Source organism: Luteibacter sp. PvP120, from assembly GCF_054055715.1.
The window spans coordinates 112,720-133,594 of record NZ_JBSRXP010000007.1; the positions used below are offsets into that span (position 1 = coordinate 112,720).

Genomic DNA, 20,875 nt, shown 5'->3' on the forward strand with positions numbered 1-20,875 from the left:
CTCAGGCCGTTTGCGCGGTGGCGGGGAGGGCGTCGGCACGATGCGGCCACATGCCCAGGCCGTCCGGGCCCTTGCGTGCGAACTTCAGCATCAGGTAACCGTCGACGATGGCCAGTGCGGTGTAGAACAGGGCGAAGCCGCCGATCGAGATCCACACCTGGCCGGCGGTGAGCGACGAGGCGCCCAGCGCGGTGGGCAGCACGCCCTCGATCGCCCAGGGCTGCCGGCCGTATTCAGCGACCACCCAGCCCAGCTCCGCGGCCACCCAGGGCAGCGGCAAACTCCACAGCGCGGCGGTGAGGAAGCGGCGTCCATCCAGGCGGCGCTTGCTGGCGCGCCAGAACGCATAGGCAAACAGCCCGATGAAGTAGAGGCCGCAGGCCACCATGATGCGGAACGACCAGAACAGCACCGGCACGTTGGGAATGGTGCTGTCGGCGGCGCGCTGGATGTCGGCCGGGGTGGCCTTGCGCGGATCGTCCATGAAGCGTTTCAACAGCAGCGCGTAGCCCATGTCCTTGTCGTGTGCCGCCAGGATCGCCCGCGCCTGCGCATCGTCCTTGTTCTCGCGCAGCACCAGCATGGCGTCGTACGCCTTGATGCCCTCACCGATGCGGACCTTGGCATCCTCCACGAGGTTGCGGATGCCGGGGATGGGCTCGTCGATGGAGCGGGTGCCGATCAGGCCCATCACCCAGGGCACCGTGACGGCGGCATGGGTGGTGTGGTTCTTCACGTCGGGCAGGCCGAACAGCGTGAACGACGCGGGCGCCGGTTCGGTTTCCCACATGGCCTCGATGGCGGCCATCTTCATCTTCTGGTTTTCGGAAATGGTATAACCGGACTCGTCGCCCAGCACGACCACCGACAGTGACGCGGCGAGGCCGAAGCTGGCCGCCACCGTGATCGAGCGTTTGGCGAACTCGATGTTGCGTCCGCGCAGCAGGTACCACGCGCTGATCGACAGGACGAACATCGCACCCATGGTGTAGCCCGCGCTCACCGTGTGCACGAACTTGGCCTGGGCCACCGGGTTGAAGATCACCTCGGAGAACGAGGTCACCTCCATGCGCATGGTCTGCGCGTTGAAGGCGGCGCCCACGGGGTTCTGCATCCATGCGTTCGCGATCAGGATCCACAGCGCGGAGAGGCTGGTCGCCAGGGCGAGGAACCAGGTCACCAGCATGTGCTTGACCGGCGAGATGCGATCCCAGCCGAAGAAGAACAGCCCGACCAGCGTGCCTTCCAGGAAGAACGCCATCATGCCTTCGATCGCCAGCGGCGCGCCGAAGATGTCGCCGACGTAATGCGAGTAGTAGGCCCAGTTGGTGCCGAACTGGAATTCCATGGTGACGCCGGTAGCCACGCCCATGGCGAAATTGATGCCGAACAGCACGCCCCAGAACTGGGTCATGCGTTTCCATACCTCGCGGCGCGTCATCACGTACACGCTCTCCATGATCGCGAGCATGAAGGCGAGCCCGAGCGTGAGGGGCACGAAGAGGAAGTGATAAAGCGCTGTCAGCGCGAACTGGAAGCGCGACAGGCCGACGACATCGGGGTCGACGATCATGGGTGGGGTTCCTGGGTGGAGGCGGAGACGGGTGAGAAGGCACGGCCGACGCCTGCGGGCGACACATCCGCACGGGGCAGCGGCCGGATGGCCACGTACCAGATGAGCATCAGCAGGGCCAGCTTGGCGACGATGATGACCGCGAGCTCGAGCACGAGGCGCTTCAGCGGCCGGTCGCGCCAGCGACGACGGAGGGGTGGGCGGTCGACAACCACGGTTGCGACTCCTGGATTCTTGGAGAACTGACGGCATCGTATGCCCGCATCGGCCGCCGCGATGGGTGGCCGATTGTCGCAACGGACTGATCGCGTATGCTTCCTTCACGCCCCGCGGGAACCCCGATCCGGTATGTCACAGACCCCCATGCGCTATGGCTCGGTGGACGTCGTCCGCGGGCTCACGGTGGCCGCCATGCTGCTGGTCAACGATCCCGGCGACTGGGGCCATGTCTGGTGGCCGCTGGAGCACGCCGCGTGGAACGGATTCACGCCGACCGACCTCGTCTTCCCGCTGTTCCTCTTCATCGTTGGCGTGTCGATCGCGCTGGCGATCGTGCCGCGGATCGAGGCTGGCGCGGCCAGGCCGCCGATCCGGCGTGCGGCGATACGCCGCGCGCTGCGCATCGTCGGCCTGGGCCTGTTGCTCAACGTCGTCGCCTGGCTCGCCATCCCCGAGGCACACCTGCGCCTGCCGGGCGTGCTGCAGCGTATCGGCCTGTGTTTCGCCCTGGCCGCGCTGCTGGCCATTCACGTGCGCGGCGCCGCGCGCGACCTTGTCGGCGTGGCGTTGCTGGTGCTTTATGGGGCCGTGTTGCTTGCCGGCGGCATGGCGCCGTGGACGAACTGGGTGAGCCGTCTCGACAGCGCCGTGTTCGGGCCGTTCGTCTACGTCGTGGATGCCGTTACCGGCCGCGGGCACGATCCGGAAGGCCTGTTGGCCACCTTGCCGGCGCTGGTCACCACCCTGATCGGCGTACGCGCGGGTACCTGGCTGCGCCGGGGCGCGTGGCGTCACCTGCTTGGCGCGGCCGTGGTGTGCGCGCTGGCCGGCTGGGCCCTGCAGGGGGTGTGGCCGTGGAACAAGAACCTCTGGACGCCTGGCTACGTGCTGTGGGCCGCGGGCTGGTCGTTCGCGATCCTCGCGCTCATGCACGTCCTCGTCGACGTGCGCGGTTGGCGGGTGCCCGGCAGGACGTTCGGCCTGAACGCCATCGCCGCCTATGCCGGATCCGGGCTCATGGTGTACCTGCTGATCGCACTGGGCGTTACCGCACCGCTGTACCGCGTGGCCTTTGCGGGGTGGATGACGCCGCTGTTCGGCCCTTACGTGCCGTCGGCGGCGTGGGGTGTCGTGTTCGTCGCGCTGTGGTGGCTGATCGTCCGCGGCATGGACCGCCGCGGCATCTACCTGAAGGTGTGACGCCTAAAGCAGGGCGAAGGCATCCCGGGTCAGGTTTTCCGGCTCGCCTTCGCGGCAGACCACGTCGTCCTCGATGCGGATGCCACCGTACGGGCGGAACGCGTCCACCCGGGCCCAGTCGATGTCGTCGGCGAACGGCTTGTCCTTCAGCTCGGCCAGCAGCATGTCGATGAAGTAGATGCCCGGCTCGATGGTCACCACCATGCCCGCTTCCAGTGGGCGCGTCAGGCGCAGGTAGGGGTGGCCTTCCGGCTTGGCGATGGTGCCGCCGGTTTCCGCCGCCTGGAAGCCACCCACGTCGTGCACCTGCAGGCCGATGCCATGGCCCAGCCCGTGCGGAAAGAACGCGGACGACACGCCGGACTCGACGGCGCTCTCGGGGCTCATGCGGATGAAACCATGATCGCGCAGCACACCGGCCAGCGCATGGTGCGCGTGCACGTGCAGGTCGGGGTAGCTCTGGCCGGGACGCACGCGGGCGACGAACGATTGCTGCGCGGCGTCCACGGCATCGATCAACGCCTGGAATTCACCGGCATCGCGGCCGGCGTAGGTGCGCGTGATGTCGCTGGCGTAACCCGAGGCGCCGGCACCGGCGTCGATCAGGAACGAGCGGCTCTCCGCCGGCGCGTGGCGATCGAAGTTCGTGTAGTGCAGCACGGCGCCGTGCTCGTTGAGGCCGACGATGCTGGCATAAGGCAGCTCGGCGTCGAGCTGGCCCACCGCCGCCAGGTAGGCCTGGTGGATGCCCAGCTCGCTGGCGCCCTCACGGAAGGCATGCTCCGCGGCACGATGCCCGCGGGTGCCGCGGCGGCTCGCCTCGCGCATCAGTTCCAGCTCGTAGGGCGTCTTGTATGCGCGGTGGTAATGCAGGTGGTCGATGACCGCCGGCGGGTTGTTGGCGCACACCTGGTCGAACCCGCAGTCGCGGTCGCCGATGATGGCGCTGCGGGCCGGCGAGGGAAGTTCCGCGATCGCATCGGCGGGCTTGCGCACCACCACGATGTCGAACTGGTCTACCCAGTAGCCCTGCGGCGCTTGCGGCACCACATGCCAGTAGTCGCGCGGCTGCAGGAACACCAGCCTGGGTTTCTCCCCCGGGGTGTACACCAGCCAGCTGCCCGGCGCGTCCAGCAGCGGCAACCAGTGCTTGAAGTGCGGATTGACCACGAACGGGTAGTCCAGGTCGTCGAGGAACTTCGTGATCGGGCAACCGGCCGGCACGACCAGATGCTCGAAGCCGCCGCGCGCTAGCGCGGTGTCGGTGCGCTCGCGCAGCGTGGCGAGGTGCTGGGGATACAGGGCGGCCAGCGCGTCGTTCATGGGAATCTCCGGGGATGGGAAGGGGTGGAGCGCTACCGTCATGCGCGCGCGAACACCACGGCGTAGTCGCTGGCCAGATCGCCCAGGCGGTGGCGAAGCAGCGTGGCGGCATGGTCGTCGCCACCGCCGGTCAGCGCGTGCAGGTGGGCACCATACAGCGTGATGGCGAAGTGCCCCACCGCAAAATCGTGGGTGGGCGACCGCCACTGGGTCAGCGGGGTCCAGTTCGCGCAGGCGGGGCAGGCCACGTAAGCCGAATCGGGCGATTCGCACCAGATGGCCAGGGCTTCCTCGAGGGCTTCGCTGCCCTCGTCGCCGGGGGCCAGCGGCTGGTCGCATTCCGGGCAGCGGATGCGGAAGCTGCCGTCGTACGGGCAGAAGATGCCGTTCTCGCGTCCGCCCTCGATCAGCATGGCGCCGCCGGTGTCGTCCTCGCGCCAGCGGTGCGCGCTGGCATGCAGGCCGATGGCGCGCACCCCGCTGCCGGCGAGGAAACTGCCCTCGAGCAAGGGGAAATACGGGTCGGCCCCGTGGGTGGGCAGCGCGCCGATGCTGCCGTCGCCGACCAGGCGGCGATACAGCGCCATGGCGGCCGCCGCGGCGTCGTCGCGTTCGAGTTCGGTATCGACCAGGATGGTGGTGGCATCGCTCATGAGCAGCGATGGTGACCCCCCACGCGGTGCGTCGTAAAGCATGGACAAAGGCTTCCGTTCAGTCCGCCGGAGGGCCGATCCATTCATCGATGGCGCGCACGTCGTCGTCGCTAGCGGCCACGATGCGGTAACCGGACCAGAATTGGCCCGCCGCGGCGGCCGGTTCGTGCCATTGCTCCTGGATGCCGATCTCCGCGCGGTATTCCGCCTGCTGGATGCCCGGCAGCATGAAGGTCACCTGGTGCACCGCCCCGCTACGCGGCGCATGGGACCCCAACAGCATCAGCCCCGTAGCCGACAGGTTGACCAGCTGGCCGAGCACGCGGTCGGTCATCCCATCCACGATCGGCATGGGCGAGTTGGCGTGCTTGCGCGGCGCTCGGCGTTGTTCGAAGTCGCGGTTCATGCGTTGCCTGCCATGCGCCGGGTGTCGCCGCTGTCGCGGCGCAGGTTGCGGGCGATGGCGTGCCAGGCGCGATCGATGAGGGACACCCGTTGCTCTTTCCATTCCCGCGCCTGGTTCGTGGCGATCAGGCGGGCCAGCCGGGTGAGGTCGATGTCTTCGGTGCGGCCGCCGCGCGGCGTGACGAACAGGCAGCGCCCGGTGGCGGGCGAGAACCAGGCCAGCTTGCGCCGGGACTCGCTGCCGTCGGGTTGGGTGAACGTGAACCAGGTGCCGAAGCGCAAGGTGGCGAAGCCGTCGTAGACGTGCTGCGCGGCCTCGTCCAGTGCGGTCGGTGCCACCGGCGCGAGAACATCGCCGTGCGCGGTGCCTTCGCCCAGGCGCGGGCGCTGCTTGAGGCGCAGGGCGACTTCGGTGGGGGCCAGGTCGGTATCGGCCGTGTCGTGCCCCGCGGGTTCGAACAGCCCGCCGGCCACCTGCGAGGCTTCGGCTGAATGCATGCCCAGGTGTTCCAGGCCGCGCTCCACGTCGGCACGCAGCTTCTGCACGTCCGCGATGGGGCGGCGGCCCAGCAACTGGTCCGTGACCCCCAGGCAGTGCAGGAACGCCTCGCCGTTTTCACCGCCCCGCAGGATATGCAGGGCGATCACGTCGGCCCAGGTGCGCTCCAGCAGGATGCGCAGCACCCCGCGTGGCGTGGCGTCCTTCACCATGCGCTCGTCCATGATGTCGGTGGCGCGCTGGCGCGCCCGTTCCAGCCGGTCCCGCCCTTCCATCGCCTCGATCTGGCGGCGCTCGGCGACATGCGCCTTGCGCGCCAGCAGGGCGATCTGCTGCTCGATATCGGCCCGCCATGCGGGGTCGATCACCTGGGCGTGGCTGGCCTGCATGACCAGCCGTTCCAGCCGGTCGATCAGCGCGGCATCCGGTTCGCCGTCGGCGGGGTCGAGCCACTGGTGAGCGGCCTCGCCCACGGTATCCAGCAGGCGGCGCGCGGGGTGCTCGGGCTGGTCGAAGAAGCCGCGGTCGTTCACTGCCGCGCGCAGCATGGGCCACTGCAGGCCACCCAGCACGGCGCGGGCCGGGCTGGCCGCAGCCACCTGCTGGCCCAGGTTCTCGAACAGCAGGGCGGTCAGTTCCACCGTGTCGCCCTGCTCGGACGACAGTTCGGCTGGCGGCGAACCCGACGGCCGGGTGCGATCCATCTGGGCCAGGAGTTCGTCGCGCAGGGCCTGTGCGCTGCGGATCTCGCGCTGCGCGGCACCGGTGACATCGCTGACGTGGCCCTGCAGGGCCATCAGCGCCGTCTGCAGTTCGTCGTCCGAGGCGATACGGCCGGCGGCGAAGCCGGTCACGTGGCCGGTTTGCAGGCGGGTGGTCAGCAGGTTGCGCAGGCCTTCCAGTACACCGATGTGTCCTTCCGCGGATGTCCCGGGCATGGCCTCGCCGCCGACGCCTGCACCGGGCAGCGACGCCGGGGCCTCACGCGGTCGGGAACGGCGCTCGACGGCCGGCGGCGCGGACACGCGCACGTTGGGATACACGCGAAACCCCGGCAGGATGCCGCGCGTGCGGTAATGCTCGTTGAGGGCGCCGTAGAAGGATTCGCTCTGCGCCAGCACGCGCGCATCCACCGACTGGAAAAGGATCAGGCGATGCGCGGTGGTCAACGGCAGGGGCCGGACCGCCGCTTTCAGTGCCGCTGCCAGCGCGCGCGGGCCGGCGGGCAGGGCCTCACCCTCCAGCGGCGGCGTGCCGGCCAGGACGGCCAACCGGTAGCCCAGTTCGAACAGGCTGCTGGCGCTGCGCGCTTCACCGCGCGAGGCCATGCTGGCCAGCGCACCGTCGATCTCCTGGTCTTCCGGATCGACCAGACTCAGTCCCGTGGCCAGCGATTCGCCCCGCGTCGGTGCGGCGTCGGTTACCTGGCCCAAGCCGCGGAACCCCTCGGTCAGGTGCGCGGCGAACCGGTTGCGAAAGGCGGCGCCCTCGCGCTCCACGATGCCGCGGCTTTCGAAGCAGGCCTGCTGCTCAAGGTGATTGCGGCTGCTCTCTGCCACGGCGAAAAGACGCCGGTCGAATTCGCGCAGCGACTCCCGCAGCGGCACGTCCAGCCACGTCAGGCACAGCGAAAGCCCCTGCTGCGCTTCGCATTCGGCGCGTGGCGAAAGGGCGACGGGATACGGTCCCGTCCTGCCGTGTGGCGGGGGAGTGCCTGCGTTCATGGGTAAGGTCCTCCTCGACCTTCAGCGCAAGTTTAGGTTGGCGAAGGAGGTGGCGCCAGCGGAACCGCTGCGTGCATTCGGCGTAGGGCGTAAGAACTAGGCAGATTTGGCGTGGCCGGGCGCGACGGCCGTTCAGCTCATGAAGGCTTCGATCACGTCGTTGAGGAAGCGCTGGCCGAGTGCGGTCGTCCGCAGGACGGTCGGATCGTCCACCAGCCAGCCGCGCCCGCGGGCACGCATCAATCCGCCCGCGATGGCGTCGGGGGCGAGCCCCGTGCGCTCGGTAAAGTCCGCCATCGGTACGCCGTCGATCAGGCGCAAGGCGTTGAGCATGTACTCGAAGGGAAGGTCGTCCGCATCGACGTAGCTGTCGCCACCGATGCGCGCCGGCTGGCCAGCGGCAGCGAGGTACGCCGCCGGCAGGCGGGTCTTCCAGCGCCGACGCACGCCACCGACGTCGCTGATCTTGCCGTGCGCACCGGCACCGATGCCCAGGTAGTCGCCGAACCGCCAGTAGTTGAGGTTGTGCGCGCAGCGACGTCCCGGCCGGGCATACGCCGACACCTCGTATTGACCGAAGCCCGCGTCGGCCAGGCGCACCTCGCAGGCCTCCTGGATCGTCCACGCCGCGTCGTCGTCGGGCAGTGGGGGCGGGTTGGCGGCAAAGGCCGTGTTCGGTTCGAGGGTGAGCTGGTAATGCGAGATATGCGTTGGTGCCAGCGCCACCGCCTGGTCGACATCGTCCAGTGCGCCGGCCAGGTCCTGGTCCGGCAGGGCGTACATCAGGTCGATGTTGATGTTGTCCAGCCCGGCGTCCTGCGCGCTGCGCACGGCCTTCACCGCTTCGCCCGCGGAGTGGATGCGGCCCAGCCGGTGCAGCTTGGCGTTATCGAAGCTCTGCACGCCGAAGGAGATGCGGTTGATGCCGGCGGCGAGGTAACCGTCGAAGCGGCCATGCTCCACCGTGCCGGGATTGGTCTCCAGCGTCACCTCCGCCTCGGCGGCGAAGGGCAGGCGCGCCTTCGCCCCGTCGAGGAAGCGACCGACCAGTTCGGGCGAGAACAGGCTTGGCGTGCCGCCGCCGAAGAACACGGTGCCGACGGTGCGCCCGTGCAGGGCCTCGCCCATGTCGCGCAGGTCGGCGTCGAGGTCGGCCAGCAGGGCGTCCACGTACTCCCCATAGGCCGGCGTTCCGCGCACGCCATGCGAGTTGAAATCGCAGTACGGGCACTTGCGCACGCACCACGGCATGTGGACGTACAGCGACAGCGGCGGGGGAGTCAGTGTCATGCCAGTTCGGCGAAACGCGCCTTGAGCACGTCCAGTGCCTGGCCACGGTGGCTGAGGCGGTTCTTCAGGGCGAAGTCCAGTTCCGCCGCGCTCACGTCATGGCCGTCGGGAAGGAACAGCGGGTCGTAGCCGAAGCCGCCCTCGCCGCGTGGTGCCTCGAGGATGCGCCCGTGCCAGCGGCCCTCCGCGATCAGCGGGGCCGGATCGTCCGCGTGCCGGAGCACCACCAGCACGGCGATGAAATACGCCGTGCGCCGGGCGGCCGGCATGCCGGCCAGCTCGCGCAGCAGCTTCGCGTTGTTGGCCGCGCTGTCGCCGTGGGTGCCTGCATAGCGCGCGGCATAGAGGCCGGGCGCGCCGTTCAGGGCATCCACGCAGAGGCCGGAATCGTCGGCCAGCGCGGGCAGGCCGGTCAGGCGTGCGGCATGCCGTGCCTTGAGCAGGGCGTTCTCGACGAAGGTCAGGCCGGTTTCGTCGGCGTCGGTGACGCCCAGGCGGATCTGCGGCACCAGCTCCACGCCGCTGCCGGCGAGCAGTTGTTCCAGTTCGACCACCTTGCCGGCGTTGCTGGAGGCAAGCACGAGGCGCATGGCTCAGAGCCCCCCTTCGGCGAATTCCGGCGCGTAGTCGACGCGTCCGCGATAGCCCGCCAGACCGTCGACGGTCAGCGGCAGCACCTGGAAGGCGTTACCGCCCTCGTAGGTATCGTGCAGGCCGTGCGCCGACGCCTTGCCGAAACCGAATTTCGTGTAATACGCCGGCGAACCCAGCACGAACACGGCACGCGCATCCTGGACGAAGCAGGCGCCGATGCCTTCCTCGATCAACGCGTGGCCGATGCCCTGGCGCTGGTGGTCCGGATGCACGGCCACCGGCGCAAGTCCGAGGGCCTTGCCGTCGTCCCCTTCCTCGATGGTCACCGGCGACAGCAGCACATGGCCCAGCACCGTGTCGTCCTCATCGACCGCGACCAGCGACACCGTGGCCCGGCCGGCGTCGACCAGCCGACGCACCAGGGTCGCCTCCGTGTCGCGCCCGAACGCCGCGGTGTGGATGGCGACGATGGCATCCAGGTCCGCGTCGGTGGCCGCGCGCACCTCGGTCATGGCGTGGACTCCAGCGCCGCGCGCTGCGCGATCACCAGGTCCTGGATGCCCTTGGCGGCCAGGTCGAGCATGAGGTTCATCTCGTCGCGGCGGAAGGCATGGCCCTCGGCCGTGCCCTGCACCTCGATAAAGCCACCGCCGTCGTTCATCACCACGTTCATGTCGGTGTCGCAGTTGGAGTCCTCGGCATAATCGAGGTCGAGCACGGGCACGCCGTTGTAGACGCCCACCGAGACCGCGGCGATGGCGCCGAGGATCGGATTGCGCTTGATCGCGTTGCGCCGGGTAAGGGTGGATACGGCATCGACCAGGGCCACATAGGCACCGGTGATGGCCGCGGTGCGGGTGCCGCCGTCGGCCTGGATCACGTCGCAGTCCAGCGTGATGACCCGCTCGCCCAGGGCGGCGCGATCGACGCAGGCACGCAGCGAGCGGCCGATCAGGCGCTGGATCTCCATGGTGCGGCCACCCTGGCCGCCGCGCGCGGCTTCGCGCTGGTTACGGTCGGTGGTGGCGCGGGGCAACATGCCGTACTCGGCGGTGACCCAGCCCTCGCCCTTGCCGCGCAGCCACGGTGGTACGCGTTCCTCGACCGAGGCGGTGCAGAGCACCTTGGTGTCACCGAAGGACACCAGGACGGAGCCCTCGGCGTGGCGGGTGTAGTGGCGCTCGATGGTGACGGCGCGCAGCTGGTCGGCGGCGCGGCCGCTGGGACGGGAAAGGGTCATGGAAAGCCTGATTTGGGCGCGGGCGGTGGGTCAGTTTACCATTGCGCCTTTCCTCCACGCGCAAGCGAGCCCCCCATGATCCGCAGCATGACCGCCTACGCCTCCGCCGAGCGCGCGGGCCCGTCCGGCACGCTCACCTGCGAGCTGCGTACCGTGAACCACCGCTACCTGGAGATCAGCCCGCGGCTGCCCGAGGACATGCGCAGCTTCGAAAGCGCCCTGCGCGAGCGGATCGGTGCCCGGCTGTCCCGCGGCAAGGTGGATATCACCGTGCGCCTGCGCGCCGAGCCCGGCGCCGCCGAAGGCCCCCGGGTCAACGGTGCCATGCTGGCGCGCCTGTCCGAGCTGGCCCTGGACTTCGAACAGCGCTTCCCGCGCATGACTATCGAGTTCACCGAGCTGCTGCGCTTCCCCGGCGTGCTGCAACAGCCCGACGCCGATGCCGACGCATTGCAGGTCGCCCTGCTGGATGTCCTCGAACACGCCCTGGTGGCGCTCAACGACACCCGTGCCCGCGAGGGAGAAAAGCTGGGCGAGATGCTGAAGGAGCGCCTGGACGGCATCGAGCGGATCGTGGCCGACGTGCGCGTGTGGCTGCCCGAGATCCAGGCCGCGCTGCGCGCCCGCCTGGAAGGACGCCTGGCCGATATCCGTCAGCCGGTAGAGCCGGGCCGCCTCGAGCAGGAGCTGGTGCTGCAGATCACCCGCGTGGACGTGGACGAGGAACTGGATCGCCTGACCACGCACATCGGCGAAGCCCGCCGCGTGCTGGCGCTGAAGGAGCCGGTGGGTCGCCGCCTCGATTTCCTGATGCAGGAGTTCAACCGCGAGGCGAACACGCTGGGCTCGAAGTCGGTGGATTCGCGTACGACCAATGCGGCGGTGGAGCTGAAGGTGCTGATCGAGCAGATGCGCGAGCAGGTGCAGAATATCGAGTAGGCATCAGCGCGACCGGGTATGGACCGCCCGGTGCAGAGCCATGCCGCCACCCAGCCCCGGCCAGTACCACGCCAGGGGCGCAAGCGAGGCGGCGGTCACAGCAGATCCAGCGGCGTGCGAAGGTAACGCACGCCGTTCGCATCCGGCTCGGGAAAATGGCCCGCCCGCATGTTGACCTGGATCGACGGCAGCAGGAGTCGCGGCATCGCCAGCGTGGCATCCCTGGCCTCACGCATGACCACAAACGCGTCCTCGTTCACGCCCTCATGGACATGCACGTTGCCGGTGCGCTCGGCGCCGATGCTGCTTTCCCATGCGTAATGATCGCGGCCTGGCGCCTTGTAGTCGTGGCACATGAACACGCGCGTGGCATCGGGGAGCGCCATCAGTCGCCGGATCGATCGATAGAGTGTTCGGGCATTTCCGCCGGGAAAATCGCAGCGCGCCGTGCCGTAGTCCGGCATGAACAACGTGTCGCCCGCGAAGACGGCGTCGCCGATGACGTATGCCATGCATGCCGGCGTATGTCCGGGCACATGCAGCGCCATAGCGCGCAGCGCGCCGATCGTGAAGGTTTCGCCGTCGTCGAAGAGGTGATCGAACTGGCGGCCGTCGCGCACGAACCGCTCATCTTCATTGAACACCTCCCCGAAGGTGTGCTGGACGGCCGTGATCTGCGCACCGATCGCCAGGTGCCCACCGGTCTGTCGCTGGAGCCACGGCGCGGCGGTCAGGTGATCGGCGTGCGCGTGGGTTTCGAGAATCCACGCCACCTGCAGGTCATGCTCGACCACGCATCGCACCAGGGCTTCCGCATGCGTCGTCGCCGTTCGGCCGCTCGGCGCGTCGAAATCCAGCACGCTGTCGATGATCGCGCAGGCGCGACTCGTCGGGTCCTGCACCACATGGCTGATGGTGAAGGTGGTCTCGTCGAAGAACGACGTGACTCGCGGGCGCTGCGCTGGATCGTCGAGTGCGGCGGCAGCCATCGCCACCGCGCTTTGCAGGTTCGGATCGACGGGCGTATCGGCGGTCATAAGGCGCTACCTCGCAGGATGCGGATAAGTCATTGGTATGCGCGGCCGTCGCGGCTAGCCGACGCGCCGGGTGCTGGCGACCGTACGCGCTTTGCTCGCATGCTGCACTGATAGGGGAGCCGCCTTTACCAGGCCGCGAAGCGAATTGCCCAGGTAGATCGTGTCGGCCCTTTCCAGGTCGTCGAGGGTGAGCACGGCCTCCCGGCATCGCCCGGCCGCGATCAGCGCCGCACGCAACCGGCCGGGCAGGGCGCCGGTGTGCAGCGGTGGCGTCAGCAGGCCGTGCCCGTCTTTGATGAAGAGGTTGGTGTACGAGCCCTCGCATACCTCGCCGCGTTCGTTGAGCAAAATGGCCTCATCCGCGCCGCAGGCTTTCGCCTCGGCAAGCGCGTCGTCGTAGGTTTCGCGCCAACCCGTTTTGTAACCACGCAGAGGGTCGTCGCTGCGCAGGCATCCGCTGGCAATGACGAAGCGCATGACATCGGGCGTCGGTGGCATGGCGGTGCTTTCGGCGGTCATGCTGCCGTCGTCGTGCAGGACCAGCCGCACCTTGCGGGTCGTCGCCCCGGCGTCGGCGGTCGCCTTGCGCAGTGCAGTCGTCGCGGCTGACAGGTCGAAGGTAAGCCCCAGTGCCCGCGCCCCGTCGCGCATCCGTCGCAGGTGCCCGTGCAGCCGTGGCCATTTCCCGGCCTGGTAGGGCAGCGTTTCCAGCAGCGTGATCGGGCGTCGCCCGGCCTCGTAGAAACGCGCCTTCAACAGGCACTCGTCGTATTCCTGGTCGGCATCGGAATCGCTGACCACTGCGCCGCCGACGCCCAGTTCGCCCACGCCGTCGGTGACGGTCAGCGTGCGAATCGCCACGCTGAAGCGGGCTGCGCCATCGGGCGCGAAATGGCCGATGGCACCGCAATACGCGCCGCGCGCCGACGCTTCCAGGTCGCGGATGATCTGCATCGCGCGGATCTTCGGCGCACCGGTGATCGAGCCACACGGAAACAGCGCGGCCAGCATGCTCGCGATAGGACTGCCGGACGGCAGTGTCGCCTGCACGGTGGAGGTCATCTGGTGGACAGTGGGGTAGGTTTCCACCGTGAACAGTTCGGGCACCGCCACCGTGCCGGGCACGGCCAGTCGACCCAGGTCGTTACGGATCAGGTCGACGATCATGAGGTTTTCGGTGCGGTTCTTCAGGCTGTGCCGCAACGCCTCGCGCTGGGCCCGATCGGTGACGTCGTCCGCGCCTCGCGGCACGGTGCCCTTCATGGGGCGTGTCGTCATGGTGCCTTCGGCGTCGAGGGCGAAGAACAGTTCCGGGGAGAAACCCAGCAACTGACGCTCGCCGTCGTCGATGAACGCGCCGTGCGCGCCGCCGGACGTATGGCGAAGCTGTCCGTAGAGCGCGCGGGCATCGCCGGTCACGCGAAAATGCGCGCGCATGCTCAGGTTCACCTGATAGGCGTCGCCCCGGCGGATCGCCTCCATGACCGCGTCAAAACGGTTCCGGTAAGCATTCCTGTCCCATTCGAACGTCAACGGCGAGGCGTAGACGCGATCCCGCGGCCAGAGCGCTTCGATGGCATCGCCCTGGAGGATCGTCGGCGGCTCGTCGTATTGGCCGAACCAGATCAGCGGCACCTGCCGCTCGGCGGGTAGCCGGTCGCCGAGATGCGGTTCCAGGACATAGCCCAGTTCGTAGCTGAAATAACCGGCCAGGTAGTGGCCCTCGGCCAGCGCGCGCTGCATGGCCGCGAGGGTATCGGGCACGTCGGCCGGCTGTCGTGCCACGAACGTGCGCGACGGGCGTGAGAAGACCTCCGCCCATCCGTCGCGCGCGTTGTCGAGTATCACCTGGCCACGGCTATCGTTCACATCGGGCAGCATACTGTTTCCCGCTGCCCCATCACATGGAAGACTGATCGATGCACGACATGGCCAGGTTATCCCTGTCGCGACACCCCGGCGGGCTGCCGGACGCGTTCGTCGTGCCGTTCGATCCGGCCGAGTCCGATGCGGCGCTGTTTGCGGCCTACGGCATCGCCTGTCCGCCCACCATCGAACGCAGTGTGCCCAAGCGGCGCGCTGAGTACCTGGCCGGCCGGCGCGTCGCCCTGGCGGCGCTGGCCGCGGCGGGGGTCCACGTGGGCGACCTGGGCACGTCCGCGTCGCGGGCGCCGTGCTGGCCAGAGGGTTTCATCGGCAGCATCACGCATGCGTCCCGCATGGCGGCCGCGGTGGCCCTCCCGGTGGGGCCACTTCGCGGCGTGGGGCTGGACCTGGAAGACGTGGTGTCCGACAGCGCCATCGAAGCGATCCTCGTCTCGGTGGTGACCGAGGCCGAGGTGGCCGCGCTGGTCGACCTGGTCGTGCATACCGATCGCGCGACGGCGCTGACGGCCGCGTTTTCGGCCAAGGAGAGCTTCTTCAAGGCCACCGCGGCGACGGTGGGACGGATCTTCGACTTTTCGGCACTGACACTGCGGCGCGCCTCGCATGACGAGGGCATCATCGAGGCGGATGTGGCCGAAGACCTTGCACCGTCGCTGCCGCGCGGCACGTCGGTCCGGCTCGGCTTCAGCGTCCTCGACCATCGTTCGGTGGTGACCACCTGCGCGTGGCCGCCTGAGCGCCAACGCGACTGAGCGCGGGCAGGGGTTGAGCTGCCGGCCGGGGACAGGGACACTCGGCGGCTACCCGAACCCGCAAGGTCGCGCACGATGAACGTTACCCCCTTCTATCCCGTCGGTACGCCCGGCCAGCCCTGGACCGCGGCGGACGCCGCCACCTGGCGCGCCCGCCAGGTGAGGAAGCGCAGCTATGCCGACGATGTCCTGGGGGCGATCGAGCCGCTGCGCCAGCGTTTCGAGGTCGGCGAGTACGGTGCGCTCGACTATGCAGAAGGCCATTACCCGCTGCTGGCGATCCGCAGCCGTGACTGGAACGACGCCTTGCCCGTGCTGCTGGTGACCGGCGGCGTGCACGGCTATGAGACCAGCGGTGTCGAAGGCGCCCTGCAATTCGTTCGCGACCACGGCGCCGACTACACCGGCCGGGCCAACCTGCTGGTCGTTCCCTGCGTCAGCCCCTGGGCCTACGAGCGCATCCTGCGCTGGAATCCCGACGCGATCGACCCCAACCGCAACTTCCGCCTGGACAGCCCGGCGGCGGAGTCGGCGGCGCTGGTCCGGTTGCTGGCGCCGTTGGCGGACAAGGTATTGGTCCATATCGACCTGCATGAGACCACCGATTCGGACGAATCGGAGTTCCGTCCTGCCCTGGCCGCGCGCGACGGCACCGCTTACGAGCCCGGCGAGATTCCCGACGGGTTCTACCTGGTCGATAGCGTGGCCAACCCGCAGCCGGCCTTCCAGAAGGTGATGATCGACGCGGTGGCGAAGGTCACCCATATCGCCCCGGCGGATGAGCGGGGCGAGATCATCGGCTCGCCCGTCGTCGCGCCGGGCGTCATCGAATACGACGTGAAGGTTCTCGGACTCTGTGCCGGCATCACCGATGCCCGCTATGTCACCACCACCGAGGTCTACCCGGACAGCCCGCGGGCTACGCCGCAGCAGTGCAACGACGCGCAGGTGGCGGCGGTGCGGGCCGGCTTCGATTACGCGCTGGCCCAGGGGTGACGGCGCCCCGCTGGCCGGGTCCGCGACCGGCCTGGCCAGCGACTGTAGGAGAGTCCGGACGCGCGCCGGGAGGTCGGCCTCGTCCGGCCGAAGCCCTCGCGAAAGCCGGGACACGCCATAATTTCGCTACAATCGCGTTTTGCCCCACGGCACGCGCCCCGGTCCATGCCGGCCAGCGCCTGTTGCCGGCTCACGGAGAGGCCATGAACCCCCCACGAGACACCCGCGGATGATCGAAGGCACCCTGTTCGTGGTGGCCGCTCCCTCGGGCGCAGGCAAGTCGACGCTGGTCAACGCCCTGCTGGAGCGCGAGCCGGACATCTCCCTGTCGATCTCGCACACCACGCGCCCCCCGCGCGTGGGTGAGCAATACGGCCGTCACTACTTCTTCGTCGAGCGCGCGGACTTCGAGCGCGAGATCGCCGACGGCATCTTCCTCGAACACGCGGAAGTCCACGGCAACCTGTACGGCACCTCCCGCATCGTCGTAGAGGAAAAACTCGCCGACGGCGCCGATGTCCTGCTCGAGATCGACTGGCAGGGCGCGCGGCAGGTTCGCCAGGGCAAGCCGGATTGCGTCAGCGTGTTCATCCTGCCGCCCTCGCGGGTGGAACTGGAACGCCGCCTGCGCGGCCGCGGTTCGGACGCGCCGGAAGTGATCGAGCGCCGCCTGTTCAACTCGCGCGAGGAAATCGCCCACGCGCACGAGTTCGACTACATCATCGTCAACGACCGTTTCGAGGACGCCCTGGCGGACCTCCAGTCGATCGTCCGCGCCGTACGCCAGCGCGCGCCCGTGGCGGCGCGCCGCCACGAAACGCTGATCCAGGAGTTGCTGGCCCCATGACCGACGACGCCATCGTCCGCATCCGCGGACTGACCACCGTGCTCAACGGCAAGACCATTTTCGACGCGCTCGACCTGGACATCCCGCGCGGCAAGGTCACCGCGATCATGGGTCCCAGCGGCACCGGCAAGACCACCCTGCTCAAGCACATCACCGGGCAGATGCGCGGCGACGCCGGCACGGTGGAGGTCGACGGGCAGAATGTCCCCGCGCTGTCACGCGAGAAGTTGTTCGGCCTGCGCGAGCGGATCGGCTACCTCTTCCAGAATTCCGCCCTGCTTACGGATTACGACGTGTTCGAGAACGTCGCCTTTCCCCTGCGCCAGCACACCGACCTGCCCGAGGAACTGATCCGCAACATCGTGCTGAACAAGCTCGAGGCGGTCGGCCTGCGCGGCGCGGCGAAGCTGGAGCCGACCGAGCTCTCCGGCGGCATGGCGCGGCGCGTGGCGCTGGCCCGCGCCATCGTCTTCGACCCGGCCCTGATCCTGTACGACGAACCCTTCGTCGGCCTGGATCCCATCGCGCTCAACCAGGTGCTGCTGCTGATCCGCACGCTCAACGAAACCCTCGGCATCACCAGCGTGCTGGTGGCGCACGAACTGGCCGCGGTGCAGAAGGTGGCCGACCACGTCTATCTCATCGCCAACGGCAAGGTCGTGGCGCAGGGCGCCCCGGCCACCCTGGCCACCGACGGCTCGCCGTGGACGGCGCAGTTCTTCGGCGGGCAGATCGATGGCCCGGTTCCCTTCCAGTATCCCGCGGGCGATTACGCCACCGCGCTCGGTTTCCCCGGAGACAAGGCATGACCACCCGGGACGACAACGTCGTCATCCGCAGCCTCGCCCAGATCGGCGCGAGTGGCCTGTTCCTGCTCACCGTACTGGCGGCCATCCCGCGCAGCTTCCGCTACTTCCGCGAGACGCTCCGGCAGATCTGGTTCGTCGGGGCCATGAGCCTCACCATCGTCATGACCTGCGGCCTGTTCGTGGGCATGGTGCTCGGCCTGCAGCTGTACGACGTGCTGTCGATCTTCGGCGGCACCTCGGCCACCGGTACCGTGGTGGCCATCGCCATCTACCGCGAGCTCGGCCCGGTGGTCACCGCGCTGCTGTTCGCCGGTCGCGCGGGCACCTCGGTGACGGCGGAAATCGGCCTGATGCGCGCCACCGACCAACTCGATGCCATGGAAATGATGGCGGTCGATCCCATCGCCTACGTGGTGGCGCCGCGCTTCCTCGCCGGCGTGATCGCGCTGCCGCTGCTCGGTGTCGTGTTCTGCGCCATGGGCGTGTTCGGCGGCCACCTGGTCGGCGTCACCTGGCTGGGCATCGACAACGGCACGTTCTGGTCGAACATGACCGCCTCCGTCGACGTCCACAAGGACATCATCAACGGTGTCCTGCTCAAGTCCTTCGCCTTCGGCATCGTGGTCTCGCTGATCGCCGTGTTCCAGGGCTACACCACGCCGCCCACCAGCGAGGGCGTCGCCTATGCGACGACCCGCACGGTGGTCGCTTCGTCCATCGCCATCCTGGCGCTGGACTTCGTCCTCACCTCGTTCCTGATCTGAGGCACCGGAGACCCGCCATGACTTTCCCTTCCCTTCTTTCCCCTTCGAGGATCGTGCCGTGACCCAAAGACGTTCCTATGCCGTCGGCACCGGCCTGTTCATCGTGCTCGGTTTTGCCGCGCTGGCCTACCTGGCCACGCAGACCACCTCGGTGGCCAACGCGCACCGCGGTTCCAGCTACGAGGTCTCCACCCGCTTCTCCAACATCGGCCAGCTGAAGGCGCGCGCGCCGGTCAAGGTCGCCGGTGTCCGGGTTGGCTCGGTCGAGTCGATCGACCTGGTCCCGGGTAAGGAAGAAGCCAAGGTCACCCTGGCCATCGACGACAACCGGAAGGACATCCCGGACGATTCCGTCGCGACGATCTATACCAGCGGCCTCCTGGGCGACCAGTACGTGGGCCTGCAGTACGGCCAGTCGAAGACCCCGCTGAAGGCTGGCGGCGAGCTCGCCTTCACCCGTCCGGCCCAGCAGCTGGAAGAAATGCTCGGCAAGTTCTTCGGTGGCGGCAGCGCCCCGGATCGCCTGGGCGGCACCTTCCACGTCACCGGTAACTTCACCAACATCGGTGGCCTGCAGCCGGGCGCGGCGGTCAAGCTGGCCGGTGTGCCGATCGGCAGCGTGTCGTCGGTGCTGGTCAAGCCGGGTGCCACGGAAGCCACCGTGACCCTTGCGATCGACAAGCGTTACTCCCAGATACCGGATGACTCGGCCGCGGCGGTGTTCACAAGCGGTTTGATCGGTAGCCAGTATGTTGCGATCCAGCCGGGCGGCTCGCCGGAATACCTCGCGGACGGCGACGAGCTGGTGCTCACGCAATCCGCGCTGCAGCTGGAAGACCTGATCGGCAAGTTCCTCGTGAACGGCTCGCCGAGCGACAACAAGAACGGTGCCCCCCAGGGTGGCGCCAACCCCGATAACGCCGGCAAGAAGTAAGCCGGTCCAGGAGACATCGCATGCTGCGTCAGATTTCCCTCGCCATCGCCCTTGCCCTCGGCAGCGTCGTGGCAGCACCCGTGCTCGCCCAGGATGCCGCGCCGGCCTCCGCCGGCCAGCAGCAGGGCCCGGAGCAGATCGTCCAGACCATCTCCGACGACCTGGGCAAGGCCATCGAAGGCCATCAGGCCGAGCTCAAGAACGATCACGAGAAACTGATCGCGGTCATCGACGATACGTTCCTGCCGCACTTCGATATCGACTATGCGTCGATCCTGGTGCTGGGCCAGAACGCCTCGAAGGCCACCCCCGAGCAGCGCGAACGCTTCGCCAAGGCGTTCTACAACTCGATCACCCATCGTTACGCCGAAGGCCTGCTGAACTACACGCGCGGCAAGGTCAAGGTGCTGCCTTCCTCCGGCGACCTCAACAACAAGCGCACCGTGGTCCGCACCCAGGTCATGCTCGACGACGGCAAGTCGGTCTCGGTCGACTACGCGTTCCGCAAGTCGAAGTCGGGTGACTGGAAGGCCTACGACGTGATCATCGAAGGCATCTCGTACATCACCAACTACCGCAACCAGGTGGATGCCGAGATCAAGAAGGAAGGCCTCGACAAGCTGACCACCGACCTCGAGACCAAGGGTGCGGGCGCCATCGACGACATGAAGAAAGACACGGGCGGCGCCGGCAAGTGAGCCAGGCGTCGTTCTCGCTGGCGACGCCCTCGCCGGACACCCTCGCGGTGTCCGGCGATCTCACGTTCGCCACGGCGGCCGCGGCCCTTGACGGCGCCCGCGCCGAGCTGGATCGCGGCAACCATACCGTGCTGGACCTGGGTGGCGTGTCGCACGCCGATAGCGCCGGTCTCGCTACGGTGCTGGCCTTGCTGGCCCATGGCAGGACGAAGGGCAGGGCGATCTCGGTCGCCCGTGCGCCGCAGGGCCTGCATGCGCTGGCGCGGGTGTCGGGCGTCGACGCGTTGCTCTAGCTTTGTTTGTGTCGATGATCGTTTGATCCAGGCCCTGCGGGGCCTTTTTCATGGGTGCGATTTGGCGGGCCGGTCACACGTCCAAGCGCTGAGGTCCCCGATAGGTGTGTAGGAGCGCACGCTCGTGCGCGAAAGGCGTCGCGTCCACGCATGGGCTAACGCGCGAGGGTCAAGGCACGGCCTCAACACATGTCGCGCA

General features: G+C 68.4%; 22 protein-coding genes. 10 read left to right on the plus strand and 12 right to left on the minus strand.

The window, feature by feature from the left end; genetic code table 11:
* Nucleotide 1 precedes the first annotated feature (1 nt).
* Together ACVKN3_RS15055 and cydP are read right to left on the minus strand one after the other, a co-directional pair.
* Nucleotides 2–1,570: a cytochrome ubiquinol oxidase subunit I gene (locus ACVKN3_RS15055; protein WP_221174361.1), complete on the minus strand. Its 1,569-nt coding sequence runs from the start codon at nucleotides 1,568–1,570 to the stop codon at nucleotides 2–4.
* On the minus strand, nucleotides 1,570–1,788 hold the full coding sequence (gene cydP / locus ACVKN3_RS15060; protein WP_036139451.1) for a cytochrome oxidase putative small subunit CydP: 219 nt from the start codon (nucleotides 1,786–1,788) through the stop codon (nucleotides 1,570–1,572). The genes ACVKN3_RS15055 and cydP overlap by 1 nt, the downstream gene beginning before the upstream one ends.
* Nucleotides 1,789–1,921: 133 nt before the next feature.
* Here cydP and ACVKN3_RS15065 point away from each other — a divergent pair, with 133 nt between their 5' ends.
* Nucleotides 1,922–2,992 (plus strand): acyltransferase family protein, encoded by a 1,071-nt coding sequence (locus tag ACVKN3_RS15065; protein WP_285402946.1) that lies wholly within the window; start codon nucleotides 1,922–1,924, stop codon nucleotides 2,990–2,992.
* A 3-nt stretch (nucleotides 2,993–2,995) separates the two neighbouring features.
* Here ACVKN3_RS15065 and pepQ read toward each other — a convergent pair whose 3' ends face one another.
* The 8 genes from pepQ to rph form a co-directional block, all read right to left on the minus strand.
* Nucleotides 2,996–4,315: a Xaa-Pro dipeptidase gene (gene pepQ, locus ACVKN3_RS15070; RefSeq protein WP_354516053.1), complete on the minus strand. Its 1,320-nt coding sequence runs from the start codon at nucleotides 4,313–4,315 to the stop codon at nucleotides 2,996–2,998.
* A gap of 38 nt (nucleotides 4,316–4,353) precedes the next feature.
* Nucleotides 4,354–5,010: a hypothetical protein gene (locus ACVKN3_RS15075; RefSeq protein ID WP_354516051.1), complete on the minus strand. Its 657-nt coding sequence runs from the start codon at nucleotides 5,008–5,010 to the stop codon at nucleotides 4,354–4,356.
* Between the two features lie 16 nt (nucleotides 5,011–5,026).
* The gene (locus ACVKN3_RS15080) at nucleotides 5,027–5,374 is read right to left on the minus strand and encodes a PilZ domain-containing protein (protein WP_285402952.1); all 348 of its coding nucleotides are present in this window, start codon (nucleotides 5,372–5,374) and stop codon (nucleotides 5,027–5,029) included.
* On the minus strand, nucleotides 5,371–7,596 hold the full coding sequence (locus ACVKN3_RS15085) for a DUF1631 family protein (RefSeq protein ID WP_354516048.1): 2,226 nt from the start codon (nucleotides 7,594–7,596) through the stop codon (nucleotides 5,371–5,373). The genes ACVKN3_RS15080 and ACVKN3_RS15085 overlap by 4 nt, the downstream gene beginning before the upstream one ends.
* Nucleotides 7,597–7,728: 132 nt before the next feature.
* Nucleotides 7,729–8,886 (minus strand): radical SAM family heme chaperone HemW, encoded by a 1,158-nt coding sequence (gene hemW, locus ACVKN3_RS15090; protein WP_354516046.1) that lies wholly within the window; start codon nucleotides 8,884–8,886, stop codon nucleotides 7,729–7,731.
* Nucleotides 8,883–9,476 carry an RdgB/HAM1 family non-canonical purine NTP pyrophosphatase gene (gene rdgB / locus ACVKN3_RS15095; RefSeq protein ID WP_285402958.1) on the minus strand — a complete coding sequence of 198 codons (594 nt, stop codon included), beginning with the start codon at nucleotides 9,474–9,476 and terminating at the stop codon, nucleotides 8,883–8,885. The genes hemW and rdgB overlap by 4 nt, the downstream gene beginning before the upstream one ends.
* A gap of 3 nt (nucleotides 9,477–9,479) precedes the next feature.
* Complete coding sequence (locus tag ACVKN3_RS15100) at nucleotides 9,480–9,992, minus strand: GNAT family N-acetyltransferase (RefSeq protein WP_354516044.1); 513 nt, start codon at nucleotides 9,990–9,992, stop codon at nucleotides 9,480–9,482.
* Nucleotides 9,989–10,720: a ribonuclease PH gene (gene rph, locus ACVKN3_RS15105; RefSeq protein ID WP_036139471.1), complete on the minus strand. Its 732-nt coding sequence runs from the start codon at nucleotides 10,718–10,720 to the stop codon at nucleotides 9,989–9,991. The genes ACVKN3_RS15100 and rph overlap by 4 nt, the downstream gene beginning before the upstream one ends.
* 75 nt (nucleotides 10,721–10,795) lie before the next feature.
* Between rph and ACVKN3_RS15110 the strand changes: the two genes are divergently transcribed.
* A complete protein-coding gene (locus tag ACVKN3_RS15110) occupies nucleotides 10,796–11,659 on the plus strand; it encodes a YicC/YloC family endoribonuclease (protein WP_036139473.1) in 864 nt (287 codons plus the stop codon).
* A gap of 95 nt (nucleotides 11,660–11,754) precedes the next feature.
* Here the strand turns inward: ACVKN3_RS15110 and ACVKN3_RS15115 are convergent, their stop codons facing one another.
* On the minus strand, nucleotides 11,755–12,648 hold the full coding sequence (locus ACVKN3_RS15115) for an MBL fold metallo-hydrolase (protein WP_354516168.1): 894 nt from the start codon (nucleotides 12,646–12,648) through the stop codon (nucleotides 11,755–11,757).
* Between the two features lie 102 nt (nucleotides 12,649–12,750).
* Nucleotides 12,751–14,577: an aminodeoxychorismate synthase component I gene (locus tag ACVKN3_RS15120; RefSeq protein ID WP_354516041.1), complete on the minus strand. Its 1,827-nt coding sequence runs from the start codon at nucleotides 14,575–14,577 to the stop codon at nucleotides 12,751–12,753.
* Between the two features lie 47 nt (nucleotides 14,578–14,624).
* Here ACVKN3_RS15120 and ACVKN3_RS15125 point away from each other — a divergent pair, with 47 nt between their 5' ends.
* The 8 genes from ACVKN3_RS15125 (at nucleotide 14,625) to ACVKN3_RS15160 (ending at nucleotide 20,676) form a co-directional block, all read left to right on the plus strand.
* Nucleotides 14,625–15,335, plus strand: a complete 711-nt coding sequence (locus ACVKN3_RS15125) for a 4'-phosphopantetheinyl transferase family protein (RefSeq protein ID WP_285402978.1) — start codon at nucleotides 14,625–14,627, stop codon at nucleotides 15,333–15,335.
* Nucleotides 15,336–15,410: 75 nt separating this feature from the next.
* Nucleotides 15,411–16,331, plus strand: coding sequence for a M14 family metallopeptidase (locus tag ACVKN3_RS15130; protein ID WP_354516039.1), 921 nt, complete (start codon nucleotides 15,411–15,413; stop codon nucleotides 16,329–16,331).
* A gap of 229 nt (nucleotides 16,332–16,560) precedes the next feature.
* A complete protein-coding gene (gmk, locus tag ACVKN3_RS15135) occupies nucleotides 16,561–17,178 on the plus strand; it encodes a guanylate kinase (RefSeq protein ID WP_285402982.1) in 618 nt (205 codons plus the stop codon).
* Nucleotides 17,175–17,987: an ABC transporter ATP-binding protein gene (locus tag ACVKN3_RS15140; RefSeq protein WP_285402983.1), complete on the plus strand. Its 813-nt coding sequence runs from the start codon at nucleotides 17,175–17,177 to the stop codon at nucleotides 17,985–17,987. The genes gmk and ACVKN3_RS15140 overlap by 4 nt, the downstream gene beginning before the upstream one ends.
* Nucleotides 17,984–18,751, plus strand: a complete 768-nt coding sequence (gene mlaE, locus ACVKN3_RS15145) for a lipid asymmetry maintenance ABC transporter permease subunit MlaE (RefSeq protein WP_036139495.1) — start codon at nucleotides 17,984–17,986, stop codon at nucleotides 18,749–18,751. The genes ACVKN3_RS15140 and mlaE overlap by 4 nt, the downstream gene beginning before the upstream one ends.
* A 58-nt stretch (nucleotides 18,752–18,809) precedes the next feature.
* Nucleotides 18,810–19,685, plus strand: coding sequence for an outer membrane lipid asymmetry maintenance protein MlaD (gene mlaD, locus ACVKN3_RS15150; RefSeq protein WP_354516036.1), 876 nt, complete (start codon nucleotides 18,810–18,812; stop codon nucleotides 19,683–19,685).
* Between the two features lie 20 nt (nucleotides 19,686–19,705).
* Nucleotides 19,706–20,383 (plus strand): MlaC/ttg2D family ABC transporter substrate-binding protein, encoded by a 678-nt coding sequence (locus ACVKN3_RS15155; protein WP_285402986.1) that lies wholly within the window; start codon nucleotides 19,706–19,708, stop codon nucleotides 20,381–20,383.
* Entirely contained in the window at nucleotides 20,380–20,676 is a 297-nt protein-coding gene (locus tag ACVKN3_RS15160) for an STAS domain-containing protein (RefSeq protein ID WP_354516034.1), read from the plus strand. The genes ACVKN3_RS15155 and ACVKN3_RS15160 overlap by 4 nt, the downstream gene beginning before the upstream one ends.
* Nucleotides 20,677–20,875 lie beyond the last annotated feature (199 nt).

Coding starts and splice junctions, on each gene's coding strand:
- ACVKN3_RS15065 (WP_285402946.1), top strand. CDS start 1,922: ATGTCACAGACCCCCATGCGCTATGGCTCGGTGGACGTCGTCCGCGGG.
- pepQ (WP_354516053.1), bottom strand. CDS start 4,315: ATGAACGACGCGCTGGCCGCCCTGTATCCCCAGCACCTCGCCACGCTG.
- ACVKN3_RS15075 (WP_354516051.1), bottom strand. CDS start 5,010: ATGCTTTACGACGCACCGCGTGGGGGGTCACCATCGCTGCTCATGAGC.
- ACVKN3_RS15080 (WP_285402952.1), bottom strand. CDS start 5,374: ATGAACCGCGACTTCGAACAACGCCGAGCGCCGCGCAAGCACGCCAAC.
- ACVKN3_RS15085 (WP_354516048.1), bottom strand. CDS start 7,596: ATGAACGCAGGCACTCCCCCGCCACACGGCAGGACGGGACCGTATCCC.
- hemW (WP_354516046.1), bottom strand. CDS start 8,886: ATGACACTGACTCCCCCGCCGCTGTCGCTGTACGTCCACATGCCGTGG.
- rdgB (WP_285402958.1), bottom strand. CDS start 9,476: ATGCGCCTCGTGCTTGCCTCCAGCAACGCCGGCAAGGTGGTCGAACTG.
- ACVKN3_RS15100 (WP_354516044.1), bottom strand. CDS start 9,992: ATGACCGAGGTGCGCGCGGCCACCGACGCGGACCTGGATGCCATCGTC.
- rph (WP_036139471.1), bottom strand. CDS start 10,720: ATGACCCTTTCCCGTCCCAGCGGCCGCGCCGCCGACCAGCTGCGCGCC.
- ACVKN3_RS15110 (WP_036139473.1), top strand. CDS start 10,796: ATGATCCGCAGCATGACCGCCTACGCCTCCGCCGAGCGCGCGGGCCCG.
- ACVKN3_RS15115 (WP_354516168.1), bottom strand. CDS start 12,648: ATGGCTGCCGCCGCACTCGACGATCCAGCGCAGCGCCCGCGAGTCACG.
- ACVKN3_RS15120 (WP_354516041.1), bottom strand. CDS start 14,577: ATGCTGCCCGATGTGAACGATAGCCGTGGCCAGGTGATACTCGACAAC.
- ACVKN3_RS15125 (WP_285402978.1), top strand. CDS start 14,625: ATGGCCAGGTTATCCCTGTCGCGACACCCCGGCGGGCTGCCGGACGCG.
- ACVKN3_RS15130 (WP_354516039.1), top strand. CDS start 15,411: ATGAACGTTACCCCCTTCTATCCCGTCGGTACGCCCGGCCAGCCCTGG.
- gmk (WP_285402982.1), top strand. CDS start 16,561: ATGATCGAAGGCACCCTGTTCGTGGTGGCCGCTCCCTCGGGCGCAGGC.
- ACVKN3_RS15140 (WP_285402983.1), top strand. CDS start 17,175: ATGACCGACGACGCCATCGTCCGCATCCGCGGACTGACCACCGTGCTC.
- mlaE (WP_036139495.1), top strand. CDS start 17,984: ATGACCACCCGGGACGACAACGTCGTCATCCGCAGCCTCGCCCAGATC.
- ACVKN3_RS15155 (WP_285402986.1), top strand. CDS start 19,706: ATGCTGCGTCAGATTTCCCTCGCCATCGCCCTTGCCCTCGGCAGCGTC.